Source organism: Roseateles sp., from assembly GCF_965229315.1.
Lineage (GTDB): Bacteria > Pseudomonadota > Gammaproteobacteria > Burkholderiales > Burkholderiaceae_C > Pelomonas.
In genome coordinates this window covers 37,643-49,476 of sequence record NZ_CBDDJA010000002.1, presented here as the reverse complement: position 1 = coordinate 49,476, position 11,834 = coordinate 37,643, and the positions used below count along the sequence as shown (strand labels likewise).

General features: G+C 71.3%; 12 protein-coding genes. 10 read left to right on the top strand and 2 right to left on the bottom strand.

Going from position 1 to position 11,834, the window contains the following annotated elements:
• Positions 1-5: 5 nt before the first annotated feature.
• From ACO07H_RS04945 to ACO07H_RS04900, 10 genes are all read left to right on the top strand, one after another.
• Positions 6-575, top strand: a complete 570-nt coding sequence (locus tag ACO07H_RS04945) for a TRAP transporter small permease (protein ID WP_422011752.1) — start codon at positions 6-8, stop codon at positions 573-575.
• A complete protein-coding gene (locus ACO07H_RS04940) occupies positions 572-1,930 on the top strand; it encodes a TRAP transporter large permease (RefSeq protein ID WP_422011750.1) in 1,359 nt (452 codons plus the stop codon). Before ACO07H_RS04945 ends, ACO07H_RS04940 begins: the two co-directional genes overlap by 4 nt.
• Positions 1,931-1,943: 13 nt before the next feature.
• The gene (gene mdcA, locus ACO07H_RS04935; protein ID WP_422011748.1) at positions 1,944-3,617 is read left to right on the top strand and encodes a malonate decarboxylase subunit alpha; all 1,674 of its coding nucleotides are present in this window, start codon (positions 1,944-1,946) and stop codon (positions 3,615-3,617) included.
• Between the two features lie 11 nt (positions 3,618-3,628).
• Positions 3,629-3,931, top strand: a complete 303-nt coding sequence (gene mdcC, locus ACO07H_RS04930; protein ID WP_422011746.1) for a malonate decarboxylase acyl carrier protein — start codon at positions 3,629-3,631, stop codon at positions 3,929-3,931.
• A 71-nt stretch (positions 3,932-4,002) separates the two neighbouring features.
• On the top strand, positions 4,003-4,878 hold the full coding sequence (locus ACO07H_RS04925; protein WP_422011744.1) for a biotin-independent malonate decarboxylase subunit beta: 876 nt from the start codon (positions 4,003-4,005) through the stop codon (positions 4,876-4,878).
• A gap of 474 nt (positions 4,879-5,352) precedes the next feature.
• On the top strand, positions 5,353-6,051 hold the full coding sequence (gene mdcE / locus ACO07H_RS04920; protein WP_422011742.1) for a biotin-independent malonate decarboxylase subunit gamma: 699 nt from the start codon (positions 5,353-5,355) through the stop codon (positions 6,049-6,051).
• 2 nt (positions 6,052-6,053) lie between these two features.
• Positions 6,054-6,686, top strand: coding sequence for a malonate decarboxylase holo-[acyl-carrier-protein] synthase (gene mdcG, locus ACO07H_RS04915; RefSeq protein ID WP_422011740.1), 633 nt, complete (start codon positions 6,054-6,056; stop codon positions 6,684-6,686).
• On the top strand, positions 6,683-7,537 hold the full coding sequence (locus ACO07H_RS04910; RefSeq protein ID WP_422011738.1) for a triphosphoribosyl-dephospho-CoA synthase: 855 nt from the start codon (positions 6,683-6,685) through the stop codon (positions 7,535-7,537). The genes mdcG and ACO07H_RS04910 overlap by 4 nt, the downstream gene beginning before the upstream one ends.
• Entirely contained in the window at positions 7,534-8,433 is a 900-nt protein-coding gene (locus tag ACO07H_RS04905) for an acyltransferase domain-containing protein (RefSeq protein ID WP_422011736.1), read from the top strand. The genes ACO07H_RS04910 and ACO07H_RS04905 overlap by 4 nt, the downstream gene beginning before the upstream one ends.
• Before the next feature lie 47 nt (positions 8,434-8,480).
• On the top strand, positions 8,481-9,809 hold the full coding sequence (locus tag ACO07H_RS04900; RefSeq protein ID WP_422011734.1) for an acetamidase/formamidase family protein: 1,329 nt from the start codon (positions 8,481-8,483) through the stop codon (positions 9,807-9,809).
• A 4-nt stretch (positions 9,810-9,813) separates the two neighbouring features.
• Here the strand turns inward: ACO07H_RS04900 and ACO07H_RS04895 are convergent, their stop codons facing one another.
• Positions 9,814-10,215 carry a RidA family protein gene (locus ACO07H_RS04895; protein ID WP_422011732.1) on the bottom strand — a complete coding sequence of 134 codons (402 nt, stop codon included), beginning with the start codon at positions 10,213-10,215 and terminating at the stop codon, positions 9,814-9,816.
• Positions 10,212-11,834, bottom strand: coding sequence for an AMP-binding protein (locus tag ACO07H_RS04890; RefSeq protein ID WP_422011730.1), 1,623 nt, complete (start codon positions 11,832-11,834; stop codon positions 10,212-10,214). The genes ACO07H_RS04895 and ACO07H_RS04890 overlap by 4 nt, the downstream gene beginning before the upstream one ends.

Sequence of the window (11,834 nt, the reverse complement as noted above, 5' to 3'; positions counted from 1 at the left end):
TCCGCATGAGCCACGGCCTCGACACCGGCGGCAGCACCATCGTGCTGGACCCCGACCTGCCCTCGCTGCTGCGGCCCGTGGCCGTGGTGGTGCTGTGGATCAACCGCGCGATGGTGGTCATGGGCATGCTCGCGCTGCTGATCGCCTCCCTGGTGCTCACCTACAGCGTCTTCTCCCGCTACCTCGTCAAGGCCTCCACAGACTGGCAGGACGAGGCCTCGGTCTTCCTGCTCGTGGGCGCCACCTTCCTGTGCAGCGCCTTCGTGCAGGCGCTGCGCGGGCATGTGGGCATCGAGTTCCTCGGCGGCGTGCTGCCGCCCTGGGCCAACCGCATCCGCCTGGCGCTGGTGGACCTGGCGTGCGCCGCCTTCTGCGCGTTCTTCGCCTGGAAGAGCTGGACGCTGCTGCACGAGGCCTGGGTGGACGGCCAGACGACGTCGTCGTCCTGGGCGCCGCCGCTGTGGATTCCCTATGGCCTCATGTCGCTGGGCATGACGCTGCTCACCGTGCAGTTGCTGCTGCAGTTCACCGCCCGCCTGAACGGCCTGAAGGGCGCCAAAGGAGACGTGCGATGAGCATGCTTGCACTCGGTTCCCTGTTCGGCGTCGTCACGCTGATCCTGATGTTCTCGGGCATGCCCATCGCGTTCGCGCTGGGCAGCGTGGCCGTCCTCTTCATGGCCTTCTTCATGCCGGCCTCGGCGCTGGACACCGTCACCCAGAACGTCTACGAGGAAATGGCCAGCATCACGCTGCTGTCCATTCCCCTGTTCATCCTGAAGGGCGGCGCCATCGGCAAGTCGCGGGCCGGCCAGGACTTGTACGCCGCGCTGCACGTGTGGATGGGCCGCGTGCCCGGCGGCCTGGGCATCGCCAACGTGTTCGCCTGCGCGCTGTTCGCGGCCATGGCCGGCTCCAGCCCCGCCACCTGCTCGGCCATCGGCTCGGCAGGCATCCCCGAGATGCGCAAGCGCGGCTACTCGCCCGGTTTTGCGGCCGGCATCATCGCCGCGGGCGGCACGCTGGGCATCCTGCTGCCGCCGTCCATCACGATGATCCTGTACGCCGTCGCCGCCGAGCAGTCGCTGGGCCGACTGTTCCTCGCGGGCATCATGCCGGGCGTGCTGCTGGTGGCGCTGTTCGCGGCCTACGCCGTCGTGCGCTACCTGCAGGAATTCAAGCAGGCCGAACGCGCGTTCAAGACCACCGGCGTCGACTCGCCGCTGCTGTCCACGCAAACGTTCAGCGTGCGCCAGAAGTTCGAGATGCTGCCGCGCGTGGTGCCCTTCGTGCTGCTGCTGATCGGCGTCATGGTGGCGCTGTACGGCGGCTTCGCGACCCCGTCCGAGACGGCGGGCCTGGGCGCCGTGCTGGCGCTGGCGCTGATCGCCGTCATCTACGGCGTCTGGCGGCCCAAGGACCTCGCGCCCATCCTCGGCTCCACGCTGAAGGAAAGCACGATGCTGATGTTCATCATCGGCATGTCGCTGCTGTTCAGCTACGTGATGAGCTACCTGCACATCAGCCAGGCGGCGGCCGAGTGGATCGTGGGCATGCAACTGTCCAAGTGGGTGCTGCTGGCCACCATCCTGCTGCTGGTCATCGTGCTCGGGTTCTTCCTGCCGCCCGTCAGCATCATCCTGATGACGGCGCCCATCATCCTGCCGCCGCTGAAGGCCGCCGGCTTCGACCTGATCTGGTTCGGCATCCTGATGACCATCGTCATGGAGACCGGCCTCATCCACCCCCCGGTGGGCCTGAACATCTTCGTCATCAAGAACATCGCGCCCGACATCCCGCTGAACAAGATCATCTGGGGCGTGCTGCCGTTCGTCGTGCTGATGCTGTTCGCGGTGCTGCTGATCTGCATCTTCCCGGGCATCGCGACGGGTCTCCCGGACCTCGTCATGGGCGCGCCGCGCGTGCACTGAAGCGAGACCGACGATGAAGGCGCCCCTGCCCTGGAACCGCCGCGCGCAGCGCCGTGAAGCGCGCCTGGCGCGCGTCGCCCAGTCCCTGGGCGACGGCCTGAGCGGCAAGCAGGTCGACGCGGCCCAGGTCGTCGCGCTGCTCGAATCCGCGCTGGAGCCCGGCGACCGCGTCTGCCTGGAAGGCAACAACCAGAAGCAGGCCGACTTCCTCGCCGACGCGCTGGTGCAGCTGGACCCGGCGCGCGTGCACGACCTGCACATGGTGCAGTCCGTGCTGTCGCTGCCGCAGCACCTGGACGTGTTCGAGAACGGCATCGCAGCCAAGCTGGATTTCTCCTTCTCCGGCCCGCAGAGCCAGCGCCTGGCACGGCTGGTGTCGCAGGGCAGGCTGCAGATCGGCGCCATCCACACCTACCTCGAACTGTTCGCGCGCTACTTCGTCGACCTGACGCCGCAGGTGGCGCTGGTGGCTGCGCAGTCGGCCGACCGCGAGGGCAATCTCTACACCGGGCCCAACACCGAGGACACGCCGGCCATCGTCGAGGCCACGGCCTTCAGCGGCGGCCTGGTCATCGCCCAGGTCAACGAGATCGTCGAGCGCGTACCGCGCGTGGACATCCCCGCCGGCTGGGTGGACTACGTCGTGCCCGCGCCTCGCCCGCACTGGATCGAGCCGCTGTTCACGCGGGACCCCGCGCAGATCAGCGAGGTGCAGGTGCTGATGGCCATGATGGCCATCAAGGGCATCTACGCCGAATACGGCGTGCAGCGGCTCAACCACGGCATCGGCTTCGACACGGCGGCCATCGAGCTGCTGCTGCCCACCTATGCCGAGTCGCTGGGCCTGAAGGGCAAGATCTGCCGCCACTGGGCGCTGAACCCGCACCCCGCGCTGATCCCGGCCATCGAGGCCGGCTGGGTGGAGTCCATCCACAGCTTCGGCTCGGAGCTGGGCATGGAGGACTACATCCGCGCGCGGTCCGACGTGTTCTTCACCGGCCCGGACGGCGCCATGCGCAGCAACCGCGCGTTCTGCCAGGCTGCGGGCCACTACGCCTGCGACCTGTTCATCGGCTCCACGCTGCAGATGGACCTGGCGGGCAACTCCTCCACCGCCACGCTGGGCCGCATCGCCGGCTTCGGCGGCGCGCCCAACATGGGGGCCGACGCCCGCGGCCGCCGGCATGCCAGCGCCGCCTGGCTCAAGGCCGGCCAGCAGGCGCGCGCCGGCCGCACCGGGGCTGCCGGCACCCCGCGCGGGCAGAAGCTGGTCGTGCAGATCGTCGAGACCTTCCGCGAGCACATGCAGCCCGCCTTCGTCGAGACGCTGGACGCCTGGCAGCTGGCTGAAGCAGCCGGCATGCCGCTGCCGCCCATCATGATCTACGGCGACGACGTGACCCACGTGCTGACCGAGGAAGGCCTGGCCAACCTGCTGCTGTGCCGCACCGACGAAGAACGCGAGCAGGCCATCCGCGGCGTGGCCGGCTACACGGCAGTCGGCCTGGCGCGCGACCGCCGCATGGTGGAGAACCTGCGCGACCGCGGCGTCATCCAGCGCCCGGCCGACCTCGGCATCGACCCGCGCGACGCGACACGCAACCTGCTCGCCGCCCGCTCCATGCGCGACCTTGTGCGCGCGTCCGGCGGGCTCTATCGCCCACCCGCACGCTTCAGGAACTGGTGATGCAAGCCGGCATGGAATCCTTGTCCTTCACGCTGCCCGGCCGCCGGCCGCTGCCGGCCGGCTTCGCGCCGGTGCTGGTGGGCGTCGTCGCGTCCGGCAATCTCGAAGTCATGGTCGAGCCCGCCGCGGGCAGCGACTGCACCTTCGAGGTCGCCACGTCCGCGCGCGGCTTCGCGCCCATCTGGCAGGCCGTCGTGCGTGACTTCCACGACCGCCACGGCCTGGCCGGCGCGCGCGTCTCCATCAACGACATGGGCGCCACGCCGGCCGTCGTCAGCTTGCGGCTGGACCAGGCCGCGGCGGGATTGCCATGAGCGCCGCACGGCCGCCCGAAGGCGCTCAGCTCCCGCCTGGCGGGACGGCGCGCGGCGCGAAGGGTGCCTCAGTGAGCACGGCGATCAGCTTTGCCGAGTGCTCGGCGCGCGAGCGCCTGGCGCTGCTGCTGGACCCCGGCAGCTTCCACGAGTGGCTGCCGCCCGCCGCGCGCGTCACCAGCCCGCATCTGGCGCAGCTGGGACTGCCCGCCGCGTTCGATGACGGCGTGGCCATCGGCCGCGCGACGCTGGCCGGCCGGTCGGTGTTCGTCGCTGCTCAGGAAGGCGAGTTCATGGGCGGCGGCGTGGGCGAGGTGCATGGCGCCAAGCTCACGGGCCTGTTCCGTCGTGCCCTGCTGGACAAGCCCGACGCCGTGCTGCTGCTGGCCGAGTCCGGCGGCGTGCGCCTGCACGAGGCCAACGCCGGGCTGATCGCCGTGAGCGAAGTGATGCGCGCACTGCTGGACCTGCGCGCGGCCGGCATTCCCACCCTCGTGCTGATCGGCGGCGCCAACGGCTGCTTCGGCGGCATGGGCATCGTCGCGCGCTGCGCGGACTGGATCGTCATGAGCGACATCGCGCGGCATGCGATGTCGGGGCCTGAGGTCATCGAGGCCTCGCACGGGGTCGAGGAGTTTGATTCGAAGGATCGCGCGCTGGTGTGGCGCACGACGGGTGGCAAGCATCGCTACCTGATGGGGGACTGCGACGTGCTGGTGGAGGACGACATGGCGGTGTTTCGTGTTGCCGCTGTCGAGGCGCTTGGTCGTCATCGGCCGTTGACGCTGGAGGGGCTGGAGGCAGAGCACGCGCTGCTGGAGCGGCGACTGACGGATGCGCCGGCTGGGGCCGATGCGGTGGCGTTGTGGCGGTCGATGGGCGTGGTCGATGCCGAGTTGGTGCCCGATTGGGGCGCGGCTGAAGTGGTTGCGGCGCGGGTGGGTTGAGATGTCGGTCATGGGTCGCTGCTCAAGCCTCGGGTTGACGCCACGTTTGCCGGGACTCGCCCCGGCGGGCGACTCGCTTTCTTGTGCGAACAAGAAAGTAAGCAAAGAAATCGCTCCTGCAAAACCGCCCCTGCGGGGTGCCTTGCGATGCTCGAAGACCAAGGCCGCGCCGAACTCACTTCGCTACGCTGCGTTCAAACAAACGTCGCGAAGTCAGTCGTCGATGCGTGCTGCGCACGCGCCTTGGTCTTCTGCGCTTCTCAGCGGTTTCGAAGGGGAGCCCCAGGAACAGCCAAAGCGAGTTCCGCACGGGCCCTCAAGGACTGAGTACCGCAGGGAACCCGTAGCGAAGCGAAGGGCGGCGCGTTCGGGGGGAGCTCTTTGCCTACTTTCTGGCGGCCCAGAAAGTAGGTCGCCCGCCGGGGCGAAATTCCGGCACCTTACTTGCCACAAAGCCAACTCAGCGAGCGCCGAATGAACTGGCAAGCCCTCACCCAATCCCTCTTCGGCACCGATCACACGATTCAAACCGAAGGCGACCTCCTTCATGGCCAGGCGAACTTCGACGGCCAGCCGATCACCGTCATCGGCACCACTCACCACGCCCCCATAGGCGTCGCCATGGCCCTCGCCCAGGCCGCCGTCGTGCTGCGAACGATGCGCGACCACCCCGGCCGCCCCATCCTGCTGCTCATCGACACCCAGGGCCAGCAGCTGCGCCGCCGCGACGAGCTGCTGGGCATCCACCGCGCGATGGCGCACCTGGGCTGCTGCATCGACCTGGCCCGCCGCCACGGCCACCGCGTCATCGGGCTGATCTACGACCAGGCGCTGTCCGGCGGCTTCATCACCTCCGGCCTCATCGCCGACGCCTGCTACGCGCTGCCCGAGGCCGAGATCCGCGTCATGCGGCTGCCGGCGATGGCGCGCGTGACCAAGCTGTCCGAGGACACGCTGGCCGAGCTGTCGCGCAGCAACCCGGTGTTCGCCCCCGGCGTCGAGAACTATGTGGCGATGGGCGGCGTCCAGGCCCTCTGGACGGGCGACCTGCAGGCCGCGCTGCGCGACGCTCTGCTGAACGCCCCCACCACCGACGAACGTGCCCATGACGGTGCAGCCCGTGGCGGCCGGCTCATGGCCGCCGACGTCACTGCGCGCGTCCTCACCGCCTGACCATGGAGCTGGCGCGCCACCGCCTCGTCTGGCTGTCCGACGCCGGCTGGCAGGCGCTGCTGCCGCAGGCGCCGGACGGCCCCTCGCGCCAGTGCCTCGCGCACTGGGCGCGGGAGCATCTGCCCCTGGTGGTCACGCGGCAGTCGCCCGATGACGCGTCGCTCGCGGTCGGCCTGGCCATGCCCGCGCGCTGGGGCCGTCGCAAGCTCGGGCTGCGCGTGGCGCGCGAACACCTGATGTACTGCGGCGGCTTCCCCGCCGCGGCCGACGTTGCCACGATGCTGCCGGCCGCCGCCCGCATGCCGTGGCGCGCGCTGTGCGCCGAGCTGGGCCGGCTGGGCGTGAGCCCGCGCGTGCACGGCAGCCACGGCTGGCAGAAGCTGACCCGGCTGCGCTACCTGCGGCCCGGGTCCGACATCGATCTGCACATCGCCGTGGACAGCGACACGCTGGCCGACCGCGTCGCCACGCTGCTGCAGTTGGGCACCGGCGTGGCCGGCCCGCGCCTCGACGGCGAGCTGCTGTTCCCCGATGGTGCGGCCATCGCCTGGCGCGAGTGGCTGCAGCTGCGCGAAGGCCGCGTGCGCGAAGTGCTGGTGAAACGCCTGGACGGCGTCGCGCTGGAGACGCTGTGAGCGCGTTGCCGCGCGTGGCGCCTGCGGTGGACACCGCGGCACTCGGCCGCGCCGCCACGGTGGCGCTGTACGACGAGCTGGCGCTGGCCCCCAAGCCCGGGCTCGTGTCCTTCGTGGACAACGGCAGCCACTGCGACATGACCGCCGGCACGCTGCTGCGCAGCCTGTTCGCGCTGCGCCACTACTTCCCCGCCATCGCCACGGCCGGCGCGGCCGATGCCGATTTCACGGCGCTGCAGCGGCTGGGCATTGCCGCCGAAGCACGCATGCTGGTGGCGACCGGAGGCGTCAATACGCACCGCGGCGCCGTGTTCACGCTCGGCCTGCTGTGCGCAGCCGGGGGGTGGCTGCAGGCGCGCGGCGATGCGCCGTCGCCATCGGCACTCCGCGCCACGCTGCTGCAGCGTTGGGGCCGAGACCTCGACGACCTGGCCCGCCACCCGCGCCTCTCGAACGGCCTCTCGAACGGCCGCAGCGCCGCGCAACGCCACGGCCTGCGCCCCGCGGCCGCCGAAGCGGCGCTGGGCTTCCCGGTGCTGTTCGATGTGGCGCTGCCGGCGCTGCGCCGCACCGCGCACCTCGGCCCACGGCTCGCGCGGCTGCAGGCGCTGTTCGAGGTGATGGCCGTGCTGGACGACACCAACCTGGCGCACCGGGGCGGGCTCGACGGCCTGCGCTGGGCGCAGCAGCAGGCCCGGGATTTTCTCGAAGCGGGCGGCGCAGCCAACCCAGCCGCCATCCTGCGTGCGCAGTCGCTGCACGTCGCTTTCGTCGACCGGAATCTCTCGCCCGGCGGCGCCGCCGACCTGCTCGCCGCCGCCTGCTGGCTGGACCGCGTCTGCACGGCATGACGCTCACGCTGCTGTTCCCTGGCCAGGGCGTGCAGCACCCCGACATGCTGGTCTGGGTGCACCGGGAGCCCCTGGCGCAGCCGGCCCTCACCGCACTTGCCGCGCACCTGGGCGACGGCTGGCGACAGCGCCTCATCGACACCGAGTGGGCCACCGCCAACCGCCAGGCTCAGCCCCTGCTGACCGGGCTTTCGCTGGCCGCCTGGGCCTGCCTCGCGCCGCACCTGCCGCGCCCCGATGCCGTGCTCGGCTACAGCGTCGGCGAGCTGCCTGCGGCCGCGGCGGCTGGGGCGTTCGGCGTGGATGAAGCACTGGACCTCGCCGCCCGGCGCGCGGCCGCGATGGACGCAGCCAGCGGCGACGAACCGGCTGGCCTCGTCGCCGTGCAGGGCCCCGTCGACGAGCGCTTCGGGCTGGACCTGGCCATCGACCTCGCGCCCGACCGCGCCATCCTCGGCGGCTCGCTGGCGGCCATCGCCGCAGCCACGCCGGCACTCGTCGCGCGCGGTGCCGAGGTCAAGCCGCTGGCCGTGCGCGTGGCCTCGCACACGCCGCGCATGGCACCGGCCGTCACGCGGTTCGCGGCCGAGATCGCATCACGCCCGTGGCGACCGCTGGCCAGCACCTTCATCGCCAACCTCGACGGCGGCGCGCTGCGCCGGCCCGACGCGCTCAAGCACGCGCTGGCCGAGCAGATCGCCCACACCGTGCAATGGCAGCGCGCTCTGGCGACGCTGGCCGAACGGCGGCCTCGCTGCGTGCTGGAGGTCGGCCCCGGCACGACGCTGTCCCGGCTGTGGGCCGCCAGCCACCCGGACGTGCCCGTGCGCTCGGTGGACGAGTTCCGCAGCGCCGAGGCCGTGCTGTCCTGGGTCCGCCACGCGCTGGACCGGTGACCGGCGACACGGGGCGGCTCACTGCTCGCCGGCCACAATCGGCCGCCATGCCCATGCTCACGTCCACCTGCAGGCGCGCCCTGGCCACCGCGCTGCTGCTGTCGCCCCTCCTCACGCTGGCGGCAACGACGCAGCGCTGGCTCGTCGCCACCGACCTGTGGGGCAATGCCGCCTACGCCACGCTGGCGCTGGTGCGCGACGGCCAGCGGCTCAGCGGCACGCTGGATGGCGACACGCTCGACGGCACGGTCGCCGCCGATGGCACGCTGCGCTTCACCGCACGCGACGGCAAGGGCGAGACCTACCGCTACGAGGCCCGCGTGGACGGCAGCCACCTCGCCGGCGAGGCCGACTGGCCCGACTCCAACCACGCCGGCGTCCGCCTGCGCCACCGCTTCGTGGCGCGGCTGCTGCCCGACCCACCGGCGGGTGGCGCGCAGGCGCATGTCCACGAGCCCAAGGATTTCTCCAACCTCTTCACCGCCGACCGCGCCCCGGTGCTGACGATCTGGCCCGGCGACACCGTGCACACGCGCACCATCGACTCCGGTGGCGTCGACGAGCACGGCGTCACGCGCGCACTGTTCGGCAATCCGCAGACCGGGCCGTTCTTCGTCAGCGGCGCGGAGCCGGGCGACACGCTGGTGGTGCACCTGCTGAAGCTGACGCCCAACCGCGACTGGGCGGACAGCCTGGACACCATCGTCGGCCGCGCGCTGGGCAGCAGCCTCGTGAGCCGCGCGGGGGACCTGGGCAAGCCGGTGCGCTGGACGCTGGATCGCAAGGCGGGCACCGCCCGGCCCGATGGGGCGAAGGGCGCGTTGAAGGACTTCGCCGTGCCGCTGCGCCCGATGCTGGGCGGCTTGGCGCTGGCGCCGGGCTTCGGCTCTGCGCCGATGTCCACCGGCGACACCGGCCGCACGGGCGGCAACATGGACTTCCCCGAAGTCGCCGAAGGCGCCGCCGTCTACCTGCCGGTGCAGCAGCCCGGCGCACTGCTGTACCTGGGCGACGCGCACGCGCTGCAGGGCGATGGCGAGACCTCGCAGTACGCGCTGGAGACGTCGATGGACGTGTCGTTCCGCGTCGAGCTGATCAAGGGCCGCGCGCTGCCGTTGCCGCGCGTGGAGTCGGCCACCGAGATCATGGCGCTGGGCCAGGCGGGCTCGCTGGACGACGCGCTGAAGGCCGCCAGCACCGGCCTCATCCGCTGGCTGGAGCAGGACTACGGGTTGACGCTGTCCGAGGCTGCGCAGGTGCTGGGCACCGCAGTGCGCTACAGCGTGCCCAACCTCGCAGGCCGCAGCGTGGGCGTGGCGGCGCGGCTGCCCAAGGCCTTGCTGCCGAAGAAGCTGCCGATGAACAAGGCCGAGTAGCGTTCTACGCCGGCACGACGGCCGTGACCTCGATCTCCACCTTGGCGCGGTCCTCCATCAGCGCCGACACCTGCACCGCGCTCATCGCGATGCCGTAGTCGCGGCCCAGCACGTCGCGGTAGGCCTGGCCGACCTCGCGGCCACGGGCGATGTACTCGCGCTTATCGATGAGGTACCAGGTCATGCGCACGATGTGCTCGGGCGCGGCGCCGGCCTCGACCAGCACGGCGCGGATGTTGGCGAGCGCCTGCCGCACCTGGGCGATGAAGTCGTCGCTGTCGAACTCGCAGCGCTCGTTCCAGCCGATCTGGCCGGCGACGAACACCTGGCGGCCGCTGGCGGCGACGCCGTTGGCATAGCCGCGCGGCTGGGTCCAGCCGGCGGGTTGCAGGATTTGTTTGGTCATGGGGTGCGGTCCTGGGGAGCGGCGTCGCGCAGCTTGAAGCGCTGCAGCTTGCCGGTCTCGGTGCGCGGCAGGTTCACGCGGAACTCGATGGCGCGCGGGTATTTGTACGGGGCGATGGCGGCCTTCACGTGCTCCTGCAAGGCACGCACGTCGCCGGCATGGCCGTCGCGCAGCACGACGAACGCCTTCACGAGCTGGCCGCGCTCCTCATCCGGGACGCCGATGACGGCGCACTCGGCCACGGCCGGGTGGCCCAGCAGCGCGGCCTCGATCTCGGGGCCGGCGATGTTGTAGCCGCCGGAGATGATCATGTCGTCCGTGCGCGCCTGGTAGACGAAGTAGCCGTCGTCGTCGACGAGGTAGGCGTCACCGGTCAGGTTCCAGCCGTCGTGCACGTAGTGCAGCTGGCGGTCGTCGGCGAGGTAGCGGCAGCCGGTCGGGCCCTTGACGGCCAGGCGGCCGATGCGCCCGGGCGGCAGCGGCCGGCCGTCGTCGTCGAGGACGCAGGCCTGGTAGCCGGGCACCGGCTTGCCGGTCGCACCGGGCCTGGCTTCGCCCTCCGTGTGCGAAATGAAGATGTGCAGCAGCTCGGTCGCACCGATGCCGTCGATCAGCTCGATGCCGGTGGTCTGCCTCCAGAGCGCGCGCGTCGCGGCCGGCAGCGCCTCGCCGGCGCTGACGCATTTGCGCAGGCTGGCGATGTCGAACCGGCCCACCAGCGGCGCCATCGCACGGTAGGACGTGGGTGCGGTGAAGCAGACCGTCGCGCGGTGCTCGGCAATTGCGGCGAGCAGTAGGTCCGGCGCAGCCTTCTCCAGCAGCACGGCCGACGCGCCCACGCTCATCGGGAACAGCAGCAGGCCGCCCAGCCCGAACGTGAACGCCAGCGGCGGGCTGCCGATGAAGACGTCGCTCGCGGTCGCCTGCAGGCAGTGCGGCGGCCAGCAGCGGCAGATGGCCAGCACGTCGCGGTGGAAGTGCATCGTGCCCTTGGGCTCGCCCGTGGTGCCGGACGTGAACGCGATCAACGCGCAGTCGTCGCTGGCGGTGTCCACGTTGCCGAACGTGGCCGGCTGGCGCGCGGCGCGGGCTTCCATTCCGTCGGGCGCCGCGCTGCGGAAGTGGCAGATGCCGCGCAGCATCGGGTTGTGCAACTGCGCCGCAGCGAGTTCGTCGGCCAGCGCCGCGTCGCACAACGCATGCGTGACCTCGGCCTTGGCGATCACCTTGCCCAGTTCGCCCGCGCGCAGCAGCGGCATCGTCGCGACCGCGATGGCGCCGGCCTTGATGATGGCAAACCAGCAGGCCGCCAATTGCGGCGTGTTGGTGCCGCGCAGCAGCACGCGGTTGCCGGGCAGCACGCCCAGTTCGTTCACCAGCACGTGGGCGATGCGGTTGGCCTCGACCTGCAGTTCGGCGTACGTCCAGCGCACCCCGGCGCCCTGCACGCAGGGGCGGCCGCCCTGGCCGTCCTGAACCCAGCGGTCCAGCAGCTCGGTGGCCGCGTTCAGCCGCGGGCCGAACTGCAGCTCGGGACCGTCGAAGACCAGCTCGGGCCATTGGTCCTGCGGCGGCAGGTGGTCGCGGGCGAACGTGTCCACATGGGCCGATGGATGCAT